Raw genomic sequence first — 15,901 nt, 5'->3', positions numbered from 1 at the left:
ATGTGAATAGAATAATCCTCCCTTGTCGACCATCGTGAACCCTGCCCATGAGCTACCACATTCTGGTTGTTGAAGATGATGCGGTTACCCGCGAGAAGCTGACCGGCTATTTCGAGCGGGAGGGCTATCGGGTGACGGCGGTCGAAAATGGCCAGGAGATGCGCGCCGTGCTGGCGGAACAAACGGTCGATCTGGTGATGCTGGATATCAACCTGCCGGGGGAAGATGGTCTGCTGCTGACCCGTGAACTGCGGGCGCGCAGCACGGTGGGGATCATTCTGGTCACCGGCCGCAGTGATGCGGTAGACCGGATAGTCGGCCTCGAGATGGGGGCCGATGACTATGTCACCAAGCCGTTCGAGCTCAGGGAACTGCTGGTGCGGGTCAAGAATCTGCTGTGGCGGATCTCGCTGGCGGCCGCCGTGCCGAGCGAGCCTGCGGTGGCTGACGATGCGGTGCGCTTTGGCCCCTGGCGTTTTGACATTCCCCGTCGCCAGCTCAGCAAGGACGGAGTGCCGGTGCGGCTGACCAAGGCCGAATATGAAGTGCTGGTGGCCTTTGTCGCCCATGCCGGGCGGGTGCTCAGTCGGGAGCGGATCCTGACCCTTATCAGCCATCGCGGCGATGGCCCGAGCGATCGCACCATAGACGTGTTGATCCGGCGGCTGCGCGGCAAGATGGAAGCGGATCCGCGGGATCCCCAGCTGTTTGTCACCGTCCATGGTGAAGGCTATCTGTTTGCCGGTGAGATAGCCTCCTGACCCCGTTGCGGTGGCTTTGACCTGTTTGACCGGGTGTCAGACCGGCGGGCGGGTATCAAATTGCGGGCAGTCGTCGCCAATCTGGTGCCAGGGCGCCTTGGAGCCGACAAAGATGTGAAACGCGGGCCGCTGGCTCGGCACATCGTCCAGTACCCCGAGGCGCAGGTTGATCTTGCCGCTGCTGCTCTTCTGGCTGAACAGGCTGGAGCCGCAGTGACGACAGAAGGCCAGGGTGGTCTCTGCCGATTTCCGGTAGCGGCCGATGGCCTCTTCCCCTTTCACTATGGTGACCTTGTTGCCATCCAGTCCGCCGACCGAGGCATAATCTCCCCCTGAAAACTTGCGGCATTCGCTGCAGTGGCAGTTCCCCATATAGTCGAACTGATCCGGCAGGGTCAGGGCGACGGCGCCGCACAGGCAGCTGGCATGTAACTCTTTCATCTCTTCTCCTTGAGTGTGCTAATCGGATTTGGAACGGCTATTCGACCCGATAGACGGGACGAAAAGCGCCATCCGAGAGGGAATCTGCGGGGTCGGCCAGCGGCGCAGATAGCGTCAGAATGGGTGGCCCCATCACCCGCGGGCACTGCTCGGCATTGGCATCAGGGTGTTGCAGCAGGCAGACCGCCTGAGCGACCGCAAGGCGCCCCTGCAGCCGCATCTGATCGCTGTTGGCTGCCAGGATCTTGCCCCGGCGCAGGCCCCGCTGTACCCCGTGGCTGAAGTAGGTGCTCAGCACCTGGGGCCTGTCGAGATGGCGCTGCGCCAGCTCGTTGACCGCCACTTCGGCGGCGATGGCGCCCCCCACCAGATAGTCGAGGTCGGGATAGCGGGCTAGCGTCTGCTGCACCAGCGTGCGCTGGATTTCCCGGCTGTTGTCGCCGCGCTCTGTGGTGACCAGCTTGATGGCACTCCCCTTGATGGCATCGGCAAAGCCCGGCTCTACGAAGTTGTTGCCGCCGCTCGCCTGCGGGCCGGGGAAGAGGGCAACCGAGACCGGTTTGCTGCCGGCGGGGTGGCGCTGCGCCAGCCAGTGGCCGATTTGCCAGCCCATCTGGTACCAGGAGACCCCCACCTTGGCCTGCACCAGACCGCTGGGCAGATCGTTGACCAACCCAAAGAGCGGCAGCTGCGTGGCTGTGATCGCTTCGCGTAAGCCCTGATAACTCACCGCGCCGAGCAAGATGGCGTCGCTCCCTTCCTGCACGCAGCGCTGCAACTGCTGGCGCTGCTCGGCGAGGGCGCCATAGCCCCCCGCTTCGTGGATCTGCAACTTGATTCCCAGCCGCTTCGCCTCGTCAACCATGCCCTGATTGACCGAAAGCCAGTAGGCGTCGCGCAGATGGGGGTAGAGGGCACAGAGGGTCAGCGGTTTGGTTGCGGCAGCGGGTTCCGGCCACTGCTGGCGCACCGGCTGGCCGCTGAATTCGCCGCCGCGCCAGATATCGACCGCAAAGGCGAGGGCGGCGCGGGGAAGCATTAGTAACCAGATCAGCAACAAGGGGGAGAGATAGACGCTTCGCATGGCCAGGGGTTTTGTTAAAGTGTTGGGCCATATTATCCGGTCAAAGCCGACCACAACCAAGGGACTTCCCGTGAGAATCTTTTCCGGCCTGGGTGGCAAGTTGCTGCTGGCCTTCTCCCTGATGGCGTTGCTGACCCTGAGTGCTTCCCTGCTGGGCTGGGTGGGGCTTAGCCATCTGCGCCAGCTGGAGCAAGGGGTGCAGCAGACTCTGGCCGATCAGGAGCTGGCGCGCACGCTCTCTCGCCTCAGCGGCGAGATCCAGAGCGCGTCACGGCTGCTGGCCACCGCAACCAGCGAGCAGGAGCGGGAGCATCAGGGACGCTTGCTCACCCTGCAGGGGCAACAGCTACAACAGGTGCTGGCGCAACTCGGCCGTGGGCAGGGTTCAACAAGCCTCGATCAGCTCAGTCAGAGCATCATCGGCAATCTGGGTCAGCAGGGCTGGCTGGTGGGAGAGCGACTGACCCTGATGGCGCAGGGCGAGGCGCAGCGGGCCCGTCTGGTGGCGGCGGCCGGGCAGATCGCCGAGCTGGCGAGAAGCCAGATGGAGAACGCCGAAACCGTGATGGTGGCGGGATTGGGTTCCCTCTACCAACAGCAAGGCGCGCAGGCGGCCCGGACGCTGGACCGTCTGCTGGAGCAGGATCTCGACTGGCTGGAGCAGATGACCGAGCTGCGTCATCGCACCCTGATGCAACAGCAGCGCATCGAGGAGATGTGGCGCAGCGAACGGCAGGAACAGTTGCAAACGCTATTGCAAGAGGGGCAGCGGGAGCTGGCCATCTTGCAACTGCGGGCCGGGGCGGTGACCGATCCGGCTCGCCGTCAGGCGGTGGAGCAGGCGCTGACCGTGCTGGCACAGAGTGACAAGCTGATGCAGCTGCGCAGCGACTGGCTCGGCAAGGGGGAGGCGCTTCGGGTGCTGGCCAGTGCCAACGAAGCTCTGATGAGCAGCCTCAACCAGCAGGTCGGAGAGCTGGTCAGCCGTGCCCGCGATTCGCTGGGGCAGAGCCAGCAGGCGCTAAGCCAGCGCCTAAGGCTGCTGGAGCAGGCGCTGATGGCCATTGGCCTGCTCACCCTGCTACTGCTGATGCTGCTGATGTGGCGCATGGTCTACGGCCGGATCGTCTGGCCGCTGCAACGGGCGGTGGCGGGGATGAGCCGGTTGGCGCGCGGGGATCTGGCCCCTCTTGAGCCGATCGCCAGCACCGGGCGCGATGAGCTGGCGGAGCTGGGCCGGGCCCTGCAGGTGTTTCGTGACAATGCGGTTGAGCTGGGCCGCTATCAGCGCGAGCTTGAGTCGCGGGTCGAGGAGCGCACCGGCCAGCTCAGCCACGCCAACGAGCGGCTCAATGAGGAGGTAGAGAAGCAGCGGCAGGCCCGCGCCGAGGCAGAGCAGGCCAACCGCGCCAAGTCGGTGTTTCTCGCCACCATGAGCCACGAGATCCGCACCCCCATGAACGGCATTCTGGGTGGTCTGACGCTGCTGGAAGATACCCACCTCAGCGATACCCAGCAGCGCTATCTGGCCGCCATCGAGCACAGCGGTGAATCCCTGCTGGAGATCCTCAACGACATTCTCGACTACTCCAAGATCGAGGCGGGCCATGTGGAGGCGCGCCGCGAACCCTTCCCCCTGTTCCAGCTGGTGGATGAGCTGAGCGCGTTGTTTCGGCCAAAGGCCGCGGCCAAGGGGGTCACCCTGGCGCTGGAATATGCGCCCGGGCTGGCGCCTGTGGTCGAGGGGGATCTGGGCAAGCTGCGCCAGGTGCTCGGCAACTTGCTCGGCAATGCGGTCAAGTTTACCGCCCGTGGCCAGATTACCCTGACGGTGGCGCCTCTTGCCTGCCAAGGCCCTTGCGCCGAGCCCTGCATCCGGTTTGTGGTGCGCGATACCGGCCCCGGCATTCCGGCCGATGAGCAGGAGGCGGTGTTCGAGGCGTTTCGCCAGCGCAAGCGCGATATAGGCCATCAGGGCGGCACCGGGCTGGGACTGGCGATCAGCCGCAAGCTGGTGGCCGCCATGGGGGGCGAGCTTATCCTTGCCAGCGAACCGGGCAAGGGGTGTGAATTCAGCTTCAGTTTGCCGTTGCAGCGTTCGAGCGCCCAGCTGCCTGCCGAGGCGCAACCGCTGCACCTTGGCCAGTCCCGTGACATCCTGCTGGTGGAGGATAACGAGATCAACCGGTTGGTGGCGCACGGCATGCTGACCCGCCTCGGCCATCGCGTCACCCTGGCAGAGGATGGTCGCAGCGCGCTGGCGCTGGTGACCGAGCGCCCCTTCGAGCTGGCGCTGCTCGATATCAATCTGCCCGATATGGACGGCATGACCCTGCGCGAGGATCTGGCCGCCATCAGTGAGGAGATGCATGAACGGCCGCTGCCCGCCATCGCCATCTCGGCCCAGATGTATCCGGAGGATATCCGCCACTGCCTTGCCGCCGGGTTTGTCGATTTTGTCGGCAAGCCGGTGCGGCTGGCGGTGCTGGCGAACGCCATCGATCAGCTGTTTCGGCAAGAGGGCGCCTCTATCGAGCCGCAGGTGCAGTTATCAGTAGCCGTGCCCCCAACTAACCAGCCCGGGTGGGCCAATCCGGTACTGGATGCCGATCTGCCCCTGCTCGGCATGGCGCGGATCCGCCAGCTGGTCGCGCTGTTTGAGTCGCAAGGGCGGGTGTTGGTGGATAAGTTGGCTCAGGGTGAGGGGAGTGAGCAACGTCAGCTGGCGCACAAGCTCAAGGGGAGTGCGCTGGCGCTGGGGTTGACCGAATTTGCCAGCCACTGTGCGGCTCTTGAGGCGGGATGCGGGGAGCCTGCGGTAATCGGGGCGCAATTTGACGCGGCGGTGAGCGGGTTGCAGCAGTGGCTGGTGGCCAACAGGGATGCGCAGCCCTGATCCCTGCTGGCGATGTACGGCGTTTAGGGAGGGGGGCCAGCCCCTGCGCCGTTATTCGCTCTCGCGAAACAGCACCTGCTTGCACTTGGCACAGACCCATTCCCGGCGAAAATCGGTCAGGTGCACCATGCCTACCTCCAGCAACTCGTGGTGGCCGCAGTGATAACAGAAGATGATGTCGCCATCGACTGATTCAGGGTGGGCCGCCAGATAGTCGGCTTTGGTGGGGAGTTGATCCCACGAGGTGGTGGGGAGATGTTTGCGTTGGCTGGTGTAGTAGACCCAGTAGAACAGAAAAAAGACAGCCAGGATCACGAATGTCAGCAGATGGTCCATCTTGAACTCCTCCGGTTAGGTGCAGCCCCTCGGATGCATGGCTGCAATCAGCTCCATCATCATTGAATTTGTTTCGAATGAATATGTTACAGGATGGATAAAGAGGGCGTTGTGATCCCCTTCGGGTTTTGCCCGCCCGCCGCGGGATGAAAAATGTGCCGTTTGGCGGAGCGGCCAGAGTATTGAACTGGGAGGGGATCTTGTTTTTTACAACATAAATTCAACATTTTTTTAGGTGGTTGGACTGTCTCTTTGATCCAGCTCACGTTACAATGCCCGCGCCCACTTCACCTAACGCGCAAACGATTTTCAGGAGAGAAACGGATGTTGAAACGTGACATGACCATCGCCAATTATGATCCGCAATTGTGGCAGGCCATCACAGACGAAACCCGTCGTCAGGAAGAGCATATCGAGCTGATTGCGTCTGAGAACTACACCAGCCCCCGTGTCATGGAAGCCCAGGGCTCCCAGCTGACCAACAAGTACGCCGAAGGTTACCCCTCCAAGCGTTACTACGGTGGTTGCGAGTATGTGGATGTGGTCGAAACCCTGGCCATCGAGCGCGCCAAAGAGCTGTTCGGTGCCACTTACGCCAACGTGCAGCCGCACTCCGGCTCCCAGGCCAACAGCGCTGTTTACATGGCTCTGCTGCAGCCGGGCGACACCGTGCTGGGCATGAACCTGGCCCACGGTGGTCACCTGACCCACGGCTCTCCGGTCAACTTCTCCGGCAAGCTTTACAACATCGTGCCTTACGGTATCGATGAGTCCGGCAAGATCGACTACGACGACATGGAACGTCAGGCTGTCGAGCACAAGCCGAAGATGATGATCGGTGGCTTCTCTGCCTACTCCGGCATCGTTGACTGGGCCCGCATGCGCGAAATCGCCGACAAGGTTGGTGCCTACCTGTTCGTCGACATGGCCCACGTGGCGGGTCTGATTGCAGCTGGCGTCTACCCGAACCCGGTTCCCCACGCTCACGTGGTCACCTCCACCACTCACAAGACCCTGGCCGGTCCGCGCGGTGGTCTTATTCTCTCCGCCGCTGACGACGAGGAGCTCTACAAGAAGCTCAACTCTGCCGTCTTCCCGGGTGGTCAGGGTGGTCCGCTGATGCATGTCATCGCCGGTAAAGCCGTGGCCTTCAAAGAGGCGCTGGAGCCGGAGTTCAAGACCTATCAGGCTCAGGTCGTGAAAAACGCCAAGGCGATGGCCGCCACCTTTATCGAGCGCGGTTACAAGATCGTCTCCGGCGGTACCGACAACCACCTGATGCTGGTTGATCTGATCGGCCGCGAGCTGACCGGTAAGGATGCTGACGCTGCGCTGGGCAAAGCCAACATCACCGTCAACAAGAACTCCGTGCCCAACGACCCGCGCTCCCCGTTCGTCACCTCCGGTGTGCGGATCGGTACCCCGGCCATCACCCGCCGCGGTTTCAAGGAAGCCGAGTCCATCGAGCTGACCCACTGGATCTGCGACGTACTGGACAACCACGACAACGATGCCGTGTTGGCCACAGTGCGTGAGAAGGTGCTGGATATCTGCCGCCGCTTCCCGGTTTATGGCTGATAAGTCAGACCATCCGGTTTGAGACCAATGCCACCTTCGGGTGGCATTGTTTTTTCTGGCTTTTACCGGTTTTGGATGGCCGTGCTACACTGGCCGACCTAGATCCTGGCCCGCCGGGCCGGTCATTGTTCCATTAACGCCGGAGGTCCGATGCATTGCCCATTCTGTAGTGCGGTTGATACCAAGGTGATCGATTCCCGTCTGGTGGCAGAAGGCCATCAGGTGCGCCGCCGTCGTGAGTGTCTGCTCTGTCACGAGCGTTTTACCACCTTCGAGATGGCCGAGCTGGTGATGCCCCGCGTCATCAAGTCCAACGGCTCCCGCGAGCCGTTCAACGAAGACAAGCTGCGCGCCGGCATCCTGCGTGCGCTGGAGAAGCGGCCGGTGAGCATGGAGGCCATCGAAAAAGCGGTCAACCATATCAAATCCCGCCTGCGTGCCACCGGCGAGCGCGAAGTCGCCTCCGAGCTGGTGGGCAATCTGGTGATGGATGAGCTCAAGAGTCTGGACAAGGTGGCCTATATCCGCTTTGCCTCCGTCTATCGCAGTTTCGAAGATATTCGCGAGTTCGGTGAAGAGATCGCCAAATTGGAGAAATGATGGTATCGGATGGGCAAGTGGATATCCGCTTCGCCCCTCTCTACCTCAGGACACGAAGATATTCGCGAGTTCGGCGAAGAGATCGCCAAGCTGGAGAAGTAAACCGCCATTCTCACCCATGTTGCCGCGTCCGATTACGCTGCGCTAATCGAACCTACGATACTGCGTAAAGCCGAGATGTGTTGTCAAAGGAGCCCGAATGTTTAGTCAAGATGATTACCAATGGATGAGTCGGGCCCTCGAACTGGCCCGCCGCGGCCGCTACACCACGGCCCCCAATCCCTGCGTCGGCGCCGTGCTGGTCAAGGATGGCGTGGTGGTTGGCGAAGGGTGGCATCAGAAGGCGGGCGAGCCCCATGCCGAGGTCTACGCCCTGCGCGCCGCCGGTGACAACGCCCGTGGCGCTACCGCCTATGTAACTCTCGAACCCTGTTCCCATCATGGTCGTACTCCCCCCTGCGCCGAGGCGCTGATCAACGCTGGCGTAGCGCGGGTCGTGGCGGCCATGGTCGATCCTAATCCCCAGGTGGGTGGGCGTGGCCTGCGGATGCTCTCCGGAGCGGGGATCAAGACCGATTTCGGCCTGCTGGCGAGCGAAGCCGAAGCGCTCAACCCGGGCTTTTTCAAGCGGATGCGTACCGCCTTCCCGCGGGTAACCATCAAGCTGGGAGCCAGCCTCGATGGCCGCACCGCTATGGCGAGCGGTGAGAGCCAGTGGATCACCTCCCCGGATGCGCGCCGCGATGTGCAACGACTGCGGGCTCGCCACGATGCGGTACTCTCCAGCGCTGAAACTGTGCTGGCCGATGGCGCTTCCCTGACCGTGCGCTGGGACGAACTGCCCTCCTCGGTCAAGGCGAGCTATCCCAAAGAGACCCTGCGCCAGCCGCTGCGGGTCATCGTCGATTCGCAAAACCGGCTCACCCCGGATCTGCCGCTGTTCAAGAGCGAGAGTCCGGTGCTGCTGGCCCGTCACAAGGCGTCCGGCGAGTGGCCCGAGTGGGTGCAGCAGCTGGAGCTGCCGCTGCTGGATGGCAAGCTGGATCTGGTCAGCCTCTTCATGCTGCTGGCCAAACAGAACGTCAACTCGGTACTGGTCGAGGCGGGGCCACGGCTGTGCGGCGCCCTGCTGGAGAAGGGGCTGGTGGATGAGCTGGTGCTCTATCAGGCGCCCAAACTGATGGGGGATGAGGGGCGTGGCCTGTTCCATCTGCCGGGTCTGACCCGGCTGTTCCAGGCCCCCAAGCTCGCCATCAAGGATGTGCGCATGGTGGGGCCGGATATTCGCATTACCGCCAAAATAGCCTGATTTATTAATGTTCAAGGGGGCGTAATCAGCCCCCGTCATCAGCAAGGTGATCTGCATGTTTACCGGAATTATCGAAGCGGTGGGAACCCTGGCCGAGCTGCGCCGTCAGGGCGATGACATGGCCCTCACCGTCCACGCACCAGGCCTGGATTTTAGCGACGTCAAACTGGGCGACTCCATCGCCACCAATGGCGTCTGCCTCACCGTCGTGGCGCTGGGCGACAAGAGCTATACCGCTGATGTGTCGCTGGAAACCCTCTCCCGTACCGGTTTTGCCGCCGCCAGAGTAGGCGATCGGGTCAATCTCGAGAAAGCGCTGATGCCTACCTCCCGCCTCGGCGGTCATCTGGTCTCCGGCCACGTGGACGGGGTAGGGGAAGTGAAAAGTGTCTCCAGCAGCGGCCGCGCCATCGAGTACTGGATCAAGGCGCCGGGGGAACTCTCCCGCTACATCGCCGAGAAGGGCTCCATTGCGGTGGATGGCATCAGCTTGACCGTCAACGCGGTGCAGGGCGACCTTTTCCGCCTGACCATAGTGCCCCACACCGCTCAGGAGACCACCATCGCCAGCTGGAAGCCGGGCCACAAGGTCAACCTCGAGGTGGATCAGATCGCCCGCTATCTGGAGCGGCTGATGATGGGGAAAAGTCAGGAGAGCAGCGCCTCGACCCTGACCATGGAGACGCTGGCCAAGGCCGGTTTTCTCTGACGGTGTGCGCTAAATCTGGCCACCAAAACGATTTTCTGTGATCCCGCTCTGATTGAAATGGAGCCGCTAGCCCCAATCTAGAGCAACATACACACGCATTTGCGTTGAGCCTGCGGGCTCAACCCCCAAGCACACTGATGGAGTAGCCCATGGCGCTGAGCACAACCCAGGAAATCATTGCCGATATTAAGGCTGGCAAGATGGTGATCCTGATGGATGACGAGGACAGGGAGAACGAAGGGGACCTCATCATGGCCGCCTCCTGCGTCCGTCCGGAGGATATCAACTTCATGGCCCGCTACGGCCGTGGCCTTATCTGCCTGACCCTGACCCGGAATCGCTGCAAGCAATTGGCGCTGCCGCTGATGGTGGATCGCAACAATGCCCAGTTCTCCACCGCCTTTACCGTCTCCATCGAGGCGGCAGAAGGGGTGACCACAGGTATCTCAGCCGCCGATCGCGCGGTGACCGTGCAGGCGGCTGTGGCGCCCAATGCCAAGGCAGCCGATCTGGTGCAGCCGGGCCACATTTTCCCGCTGATGGCGCAGGATGGCGGTGTACTGACTCGCGCCGGTCACACCGAAGCTGGCTGCGATCTGGCTCGTCTGGCCGGTTTCGAGGCGGCCTCCGTCATCGTTGAGATCCTCAACGAAGATGGCACCATGGCGCGCCGCCCTGACCTGGAGATCTTCGCCGAGGAGCACGGCATCAAGCTTGGCACCATCGCCGACCTTATCGAGTACCGCAACCAGCACGAGACCACGGTCGAGAAGGTGGCCGAGTGCAAGCTGCCCACCGAGTTTGGCGAGTTCGACCTCATCACCTTCCGCGACACCATCGACAATCAGGTTCACTTCGCCCTGAAAAAGGGTGAGGTGCAGGCCGATCAGCCGACCCTGGTGCGCGTCCATCTGCACGATGTGCTGAGCGATCTGCTGTTGACCGACCGCCACGCAGCCCGCAGCTGGCCGCTGCCCAAATCCATGGCCCGCATCGCCGACGAGGGCGGCGTGCTGGTGATTTTGGGGGCGGAATCCCATGGCGCCGAGCTGCTGGCTAGGGTCAAGGGTTTTGAAGCCGCCGACAAGGGACTGGCACCGGAAGGAGCCAAGTGGCAGGGCACCTCGCGCCGGGTTGGCGTGGGCTCCCAGATCCTCAAGGCCCTTGGCGTGAGCAAGATGCGCCTGCTGAGCTCGCCGAAGAAGTACCATGCCCTCGGTGGTTTCGGTCTGGAAGTGGTTGAGTACGTCGGCGAGTAAAGCTCCACCAGAGAAGTACCATCCCCTTCTGGGTGGTTTCGGTCTGGAAGTGGTTGAGTACGTCGGCGAATAACGTACTACCAGAGAAGTACCATCCCCTTCCGGGCGGTTTCGGTCTGGAAGTCGTGGAATTTACCGGCGAGCAAGTGCGCCGGACTGGTTAAATCGCGATCATGGCCGTCTATTGCGGCCATGGTTTTTGTCGTGGGTCTGTTGTGCTAGAATGTGCGCACTTTTGACTCCGGCCCTTTTGATTGCACAGATACAGGATTTCCAATGAAGGTTATCGAAGGAAATATCGCCGCTCCTGAGGCGCGCGTTGCTATTGTTGTTGCCCGTTTCAACAGCTTCATCAACGACAGTCTGGTGAACGGCGCGGTGGACGTACTGAAGCGTCAAGGTCAAGTGCAAGACAGCAACCTGACACTGGTAAAAGTGCCGGGCGCGGTTGAAATGCCATTGGTCATCAAGAAGCTGGCCAAGAGTGGTCAATACGACGCCATCGTGGCGGTCGGTACTGTCATCCGTGGCGGCACCTACCACTTCGACCTGGTGGCAAACGAGAACAGCAAGGGAATGGCCCAGGTAATGATGGAATATGAAATTCCCGTTGCCTTCGGTGTGCTGACCACTGAAAACATTGAACAAGCCATCGAGCGTGCAGGTACCAAGGCGGGTAACAAGGGTGCAGAGGCTGCACTGGCAGCGCTCGAAATGATCAACGTCCTGAAAGAACTGGACGTGTAACGAGGAGAAGTACATTGAAACCGTCTGAGCGCCGTAAAGCCCGCCATTGCGCCACCCAGGCCATCTACCAGTGGCAGATGACCAAGGCTAACGTGGGTGACATCGAAGAGCAGTTCAAGATCGATCAGGACACCAAGGGTGTAGACCTGAACTATTTCCGCGATCTGCTGTTCGGGGTAGCCCTCCACTGCAGCGAGCTGGACAAGGTGTTTGCACCTTTCCTCTCCCGTCCGCTGGAAGAAGTGGACATGGTGGACAAGGCGATCCTGCGTCTGGCGACCTACGAGCTGACCCGTCGTGATGATGTACCGCCGCGCGTGGTCATCAACGAAGCGATCGAGCTGGCCAAAGCTTTTGCTGCCGATGACAGCCACAAGTTTGTCAACGGTGTACTGGACAAGGTGATCAAGTCGCTGAACAAGCGTTGATCCTGCTGTCCGTCAGCATCTAAGAGAGGAGCCAGCTTATTGCTGGCTTTTTACTGTATGGGTGAATTTGAGCTGATTGATAAGTACTTCAAGGTCCCCCACGCCCGCAAGGACGTGGTGATGGGCCCTGGAGATGACTGTGCCCTGCTGACCCTGCCCCCCGATACCCAGCTGGCGGTGAGCACCGACACTCTGGTGAGCGGCGTACACTTCTTTCCCGACATGGATCCGGTGGATCTCGGCTACAAGGCGCTGGCGGTCAATCTCTCCGATCTCGCCGCCATGGGTGCCGAGCCGCGCTGGGTGTCGCTGGCGCTGACCCTGCCCGCCATCAACGAAGGTTGGGTTGCCGGGTTTGCCGAAGGGTTTCTGGAGCTGGCCGAGTACTACAATGTGGCGCTGGTGGGCGGAGACATGACCCGCGGGCCGCTCTCCATCACCATCTCGGTGAAGGGAGCGGTGCCTGCCGGACGAGCCTTGATGCGCAGCGGTGCCAAAGCCGGTGACGGCATCTATGTGACTGGCACTCTGGGTGATGCCGCACTGGCGCTCTCCCACCTGCTGGGCAAACGCACCCTCAACGAGAACCAGCTGGCTGCGGTGCTGCCACGGCTCGACCACCCCCATCCCCGTATTCTGGCCGGTCAGGCGCTGCGCGGGCTGGCGGGGAGTGCGCTGGATCTCTCCGATGGTCTGGCATCGGATCTCGGCCATATCCTCAAGGCGTCCGGTGTGCGGGCCCAGATCGATCTCGATCTGCTGCCGCTCTCGCCGGTGTTGCAGGATGCGGTGAGCGAGCAGGAGGCGTGGCAACTGGCGCTGGCCGGTGGCGATGACTACGAGCTCTGCTTTACCGTACCGGAGGAGCACCGCGGCGCGCTCGATACGGCGCTGGCCCACAGCGGGGTCAAGTTCAGCCGTATCGGCCGCATCGTGGCGGGCGAGCCGGGCATCGACTACCTGCGTGGCGACCAAGCGGTCGAGTTGCAACTGAAAGGGTGGGATCACTTCGCATGAGTTTGTTCAGGATAAAGCCCGAGCTGACACGACTGGATCTGAAAAATCCGCTTCATTTTTTGGCGGTGGGGTTTGGTTCCGGTCTCAGCCCCAAAGCGCCGGGCACCATGGGCACCCTGGCGGCCATTCCGCTCTACCTGCTGGTGAGCGGGCTGCCGACCTATTGGTTTATCGCCTTGCTGGCGGTGGGTTTTGTCGTGGGGATCCGTATCTGCCAGAGCGCCACCGATGCCATCGGCATGCCGGATCACGGCGCCATCGTCTGGGACGAGGTGATCGGTTTTGGCGTCACCATGATCGCCGCGCCAGGCGGTTGGGAGTGGGTGGTGGCGGGATTCGCGCTGTTCCGGTTGTTTGATGTGCTCAAGCCCTGGCCCATCTCCTGGTTTGATCGCCGGATCCACGGTGGTCTGGGCATCATGCTGGACGATCTGATCGCCGGCCTGTTCGCCCTGTTTTGTATGCAATTACTGGCATTCTGGCTCGGTTGAGAGCCATCTTCCGGGGGATGACCGCTCTGGCATCCCCCGATTTATATCTGCTTAATTTTCATTCATCGGCATATGCTGCCGTTTATCATCCATTTCACATAAATATTCACTACTCATTCGGGGCTCGTGATTGTTTTGGAAATAGTGATAAATGCTGCTTGTTGCGTTGTTGTTGAAATTAAAGTAATGATACCAATAGAAGTACGGACGCACCGGCCATTTGTGTGATGAAAATCATCATTTATCTCTGCCGAATTGGTGGTTATCTGCACAAAACATTGCGGAATTGTATAACTCAATCATTTACACCCGTGGTCAAACCGTCTAAGTTACTCGCGGGTTATTCCAAAAAAATGCAAAAAACCCGCCCGGATCGCTGGTTTCGCTGCCTCATGGATTGAGCAAATATTGCCCAAGGTAACAACCGGCATCTGCGGCTGATTTACGGACGAATTATTTGGGACGGATGTCCCCCGCAGAGGTAAACATGTCCTTGCTCGAAGTAAAGAACTTGCGGATCGAGTACCCCTCCCGCTACGGGGTGCTGGCCGCGGTGAAGGATCTCTCTTTCTCTATCGAAAAGGGTGAGATTGTCGGGGTGGTCGGTGAATCCGGCGCCGGCAAGTCCACCATCGGCAACGCCGTTATCGATCTGCTGAGCCCGCCGGGTCGCATCGCCCGGGGCGATATCTATCTCAATGGCGAGCTCATCTCCGGCAAGAGCCAGAACGAGATGCGGGCCATCCGTGGCTCCCGTATCGGGTTCATCTTCCAGGACCCCATGACCTCCCTCAACCCGCTGTTCACCGTTGAGCATCAGCTGGTGGAGACCATTCTGGCCAATACCGAGCTCTCTCGCGAGGCTGCTTTTGCCAAGGCGCTGGAGCTGATGGGGGCTGTGGGTATCCCGCAGCCGGAGCTGCGCATCAAGCAGTATCCGCACCAGTTCTCCGGTGGCATGCGTCAGCGGGTGGTTATCGCCATTGCGCTCTCCTGCGATCCGGAGCTGATCATCGCCGATGAACCGACCACGGCGCTCGACGTCTCCATTCAGGATCAGATCCTCCAGCTTATCCGCGCTCTCTGCAAAGAGCGTCAGGTGGGCTGCATGCTGGTGACCCACGACATGGGCGTGGTCTCCAACGTTACCGACAAGGTGGCGGTGATGTATCGCGGTGATCTGGTGGAGTTCGGCCTGACCGAACAGGTACTGGGCAGCCCCAATCACCCCTATACCCGCAGCCTCATCTCGGCGGTACCCCGCTCCGATGTGAAGCTGGTGCGCTTCCCGCTGGTCTCCTATATCGAGGATGCCAGTGCGCCGGATACCAATATCGACCTCAAGAGCCACTGGCTCGGCCAGAGTCAGGACGAGCGTGCCTATGAAGGGGCGCTGCTGCGGGTGGAGAACGTCGATCTGAAGTTCGTCACCAAGGACTCCATTTTCCCGAGCCGCCGCCAGTATGTGCGCGCCTGCAACAACATCAGCTTCGAGATCTTCGAAGGGGAGACCTTCGGTCTGGTGGGGGAGTCGGGCTCCGGCAAATCGACCATTGCCCGTGCCATCACCGGCCTCTATCCGCCTGATACCGGCAAGATTTTCTTCGAGGGGATCGATCTGACCGCTCTCAAGAGCGAGCGCGAGCGTCGCCCGCTGCGTCGCCAGATGCAGATGGTGTTTCAGAACCCCTATTCCTCGATGAACCCGCGGATGAAGGTGCGCGACATCATTGCCGAGCCGATCCGCTTCCATCAGCTGGCGAGCAGCGAGAGCCAGATTGAGGGGATTGTCGGCGATCTGCTGGATCACGTGGGTCTCGGTCGTGGTGCCGGGGTCAAGTATCCCCACGAGTTCTCCGGCGGTCAGCGCCAGCGTATCTCCATTGCCCGCGCCCTGGCCACTCGCCCGCGCTTCCTTATCTGCGACGAGCCGACCTCGGCGCTGGATGTGTCGGTGCAGGCCCAGATCCTCAACCTGCTCAAGGATCTGCAGCAGGAGCTCAAGCTCACCATGTTGTTTATCAGCCACGATCTGCCGGTGATCCGCCAGATGTGCGACCGCATCGGGGTGATGCAGCACGGTCATCTGGTGGAAGTGGCCGAGACCGAGAAACTCTTTACCAATGCCGAGCATGAGTACAGCCGCAAGCTGATCTCCCTCATGCCGGAGTTCAAGGGAATGTCCCGCGAGGGGCTGGAAATCGCAAGCTAGGAGAGCGCCGGTGCGCCGGTCTGCTTGTCAAAA

15 protein-coding genes are annotated in these 15,901 nt (G+C 61.2%); 12 read left to right on the top strand and 3 right to left on the bottom strand.

Annotated elements, in window-relative coordinates:
- The first annotated feature begins 47 nt into the window (after positions 1 to 47).
- Positions 48 to 761, top strand: a complete 714-nt coding sequence (torR, locus tag ACB040_RS03000) for a two-component system response regulator TorR (protein ID WP_167572487.1) — start codon at positions 48 to 50, stop codon at positions 759 to 761.
- Positions 762 to 797: 36 nt separating this feature from the next.
- Here torR and ACB040_RS02995 read toward each other — a convergent pair whose 3' ends face one another.
- Together ACB040_RS02995 and torT are read right to left on the bottom strand one after the other, a co-directional pair.
- Entirely contained in the window at positions 798 to 1,202 is a 405-nt protein-coding gene (locus ACB040_RS02995; RefSeq protein WP_005338893.1) for a GFA family protein, read from the bottom strand.
- 37 nt (positions 1,203 to 1,239) lie between these two features.
- The gene (torT, locus tag ACB040_RS02990; RefSeq protein WP_371153168.1) at positions 1,240 to 2,286 is read right to left on the bottom strand and encodes a TMAO reductase system periplasmic protein TorT; all 1,047 of its coding nucleotides are present in this window, start codon (positions 2,284 to 2,286) and stop codon (positions 1,240 to 1,242) included.
- Between the two features lie 70 nt (positions 2,287 to 2,356).
- On the opposite strand from torT, the gene torS reads away from it, so the two are divergent.
- Positions 2,357 to 5,182 (top strand): TMAO reductase system sensor histidine kinase/response regulator TorS, encoded by a 2,826-nt coding sequence (gene torS, locus ACB040_RS02985; protein WP_371153166.1) that lies wholly within the window; start codon positions 2,357 to 2,359, stop codon positions 5,180 to 5,182.
- Positions 5,183 to 5,233: 51 nt separating this feature from the next.
- Here torS and ACB040_RS02980 read toward each other — a convergent pair whose 3' ends face one another.
- On the bottom strand, positions 5,234 to 5,518 hold the full coding sequence (locus ACB040_RS02980) for a hypothetical protein (RefSeq protein ID WP_064337204.1): 285 nt from the start codon (positions 5,516 to 5,518) through the stop codon (positions 5,234 to 5,236).
- Between the two features lie 324 nt (positions 5,519 to 5,842).
- Between ACB040_RS02980 and glyA the strand changes: the two genes are divergently transcribed.
- The 10 genes from glyA (at position 5,843) to ACB040_RS02930 (ending at position 15,868) form a co-directional block, all read left to right on the top strand.
- Complete coding sequence (gene glyA / locus ACB040_RS02975; protein ID WP_005338884.1) at positions 5,843 to 7,096, top strand: serine hydroxymethyltransferase; 1,254 nt, start codon at positions 5,843 to 5,845, stop codon at positions 7,094 to 7,096.
- A 150-nt stretch (positions 7,097 to 7,246) separates the two neighbouring features.
- On the top strand, positions 7,247 to 7,696 hold the full coding sequence (gene nrdR, locus ACB040_RS02970) for a transcriptional regulator NrdR (RefSeq protein ID WP_005338880.1): 450 nt from the start codon (positions 7,247 to 7,249) through the stop codon (positions 7,694 to 7,696).
- 199 nt (positions 7,697 to 7,895) lie between these two features.
- Positions 7,896 to 9,005, top strand: a complete 1,110-nt coding sequence (gene ribD / locus ACB040_RS02965) for a bifunctional diaminohydroxyphosphoribosylaminopyrimidine deaminase/5-amino-6-(5-phosphoribosylamino)uracil reductase RibD (protein WP_371153163.1) — start codon at positions 7,896 to 7,898, stop codon at positions 9,003 to 9,005.
- Between the two features lie 55 nt (positions 9,006 to 9,060).
- The gene (locus ACB040_RS02960) at positions 9,061 to 9,714 is read left to right on the top strand and encodes a riboflavin synthase (protein WP_005349507.1); all 654 of its coding nucleotides are present in this window, start codon (positions 9,061 to 9,063) and stop codon (positions 9,712 to 9,714) included.
- 149 nt (positions 9,715 to 9,863) lie between these two features.
- Positions 9,864 to 10,973: a bifunctional 3,4-dihydroxy-2-butanone-4-phosphate synthase/GTP cyclohydrolase II gene (ribBA, locus tag ACB040_RS02955; protein WP_371153160.1), complete on the top strand. Its 1,110-nt coding sequence runs from the start codon at positions 9,864 to 9,866 to the stop codon at positions 10,971 to 10,973.
- Positions 10,974 to 11,249: 276 nt separating this feature from the next.
- Positions 11,250 to 11,720, top strand: coding sequence for a 6,7-dimethyl-8-ribityllumazine synthase (gene ribE / locus ACB040_RS02950; protein ID WP_005338866.1), 471 nt, complete (start codon positions 11,250 to 11,252; stop codon positions 11,718 to 11,720).
- A 14-nt stretch (positions 11,721 to 11,734) separates the two neighbouring features.
- Entirely contained in the window at positions 11,735 to 12,148 is a 414-nt protein-coding gene (gene nusB / locus ACB040_RS02945) for a transcription antitermination factor NusB (protein WP_005343514.1), read from the top strand.
- Positions 12,149 to 12,205: 57 nt separating this feature from the next.
- Entirely contained in the window at positions 12,206 to 13,165 is a 960-nt protein-coding gene (thiL, locus tag ACB040_RS02940) for a thiamine-phosphate kinase (RefSeq protein WP_338772365.1), read from the top strand.
- A complete protein-coding gene (locus tag ACB040_RS02935) occupies positions 13,162 to 13,656 on the top strand; it encodes a phosphatidylglycerophosphatase A (protein ID WP_139472029.1) in 495 nt (164 codons plus the stop codon). The genes thiL and ACB040_RS02935 overlap by 4 nt, the downstream gene beginning before the upstream one ends.
- Before the next feature lie 487 nt (positions 13,657 to 14,143).
- On the top strand, positions 14,144 to 15,868 hold the full coding sequence (locus ACB040_RS02930) for an ABC transporter ATP-binding protein (protein ID WP_167572480.1): 1,725 nt from the start codon (positions 14,144 to 14,146) through the stop codon (positions 15,866 to 15,868).
- Positions 15,869 to 15,901: the final 33 nt, after the last annotated feature.

Source organism: Aeromonas sp. S11(2024), from assembly GCF_041402345.1.
Classification (GTDB): domain Bacteria; phylum Pseudomonadota; class Gammaproteobacteria; order Enterobacterales; family Aeromonadaceae; genus Aeromonas; species Aeromonas veronii.
This window is presented reverse-complemented; position numbering and strand designations above follow the sequence as displayed.

What these genes read in the sequence shown, in the direction of transcription:
- torR (WP_167572487.1), top strand. Translation starts at nt 48, where the DNA reads ATGAGCTACCACATTCTGGTTGTTGAAGATGATGCGGTTACCCGCGAG.
- ACB040_RS02995 (WP_005338893.1), bottom strand. Translation starts at nt 1,202, where the DNA reads ATGAAAGAGTTACATGCCAGCTGCCTGTGCGGCGCCGTCGCCCTGACC.
- torT (WP_371153168.1), bottom strand. Translation starts at nt 2,286, where the DNA reads ATGCGAAGCGTCTATCTCTCCCCCTTGTTGCTGATCTGGTTACTAATG.
- ACB040_RS02980 (WP_064337204.1), bottom strand. Translation starts at nt 5,518, where the DNA reads ATGGACCATCTGCTGACATTCGTGATCCTGGCTGTCTTTTTTCTGTTC.
- glyA (WP_005338884.1), top strand. Translation starts at nt 5,843, where the DNA reads ATGTTGAAACGTGACATGACCATCGCCAATTATGATCCGCAATTGTGG.
- nrdR (WP_005338880.1), top strand. Translation starts at nt 7,247, where the DNA reads ATGCATTGCCCATTCTGTAGTGCGGTTGATACCAAGGTGATCGATTCC.
- ribD (WP_371153163.1), top strand. Translation starts at nt 7,896, where the DNA reads ATGTTTAGTCAAGATGATTACCAATGGATGAGTCGGGCCCTCGAACTG.
- ACB040_RS02960 (WP_005349507.1), top strand. Translation starts at nt 9,061, where the DNA reads ATGTTTACCGGAATTATCGAAGCGGTGGGAACCCTGGCCGAGCTGCGC.
- ribBA (WP_371153160.1), top strand. Translation starts at nt 9,864, where the DNA reads ATGGCGCTGAGCACAACCCAGGAAATCATTGCCGATATTAAGGCTGGC.
- ribE (WP_005338866.1), top strand. Translation starts at nt 11,250, where the DNA reads ATGAAGGTTATCGAAGGAAATATCGCCGCTCCTGAGGCGCGCGTTGCT.
- thiL (WP_338772365.1), top strand. Translation starts at nt 12,206, where the DNA reads ATGGGTGAATTTGAGCTGATTGATAAGTACTTCAAGGTCCCCCACGCC.
- ACB040_RS02935 (WP_139472029.1), top strand. Translation starts at nt 13,162, where the DNA reads ATGAGTTTGTTCAGGATAAAGCCCGAGCTGACACGACTGGATCTGAAA.
- ACB040_RS02930 (WP_167572480.1), top strand. Translation starts at nt 14,144, where the DNA reads ATGTCCTTGCTCGAAGTAAAGAACTTGCGGATCGAGTACCCCTCCCGC.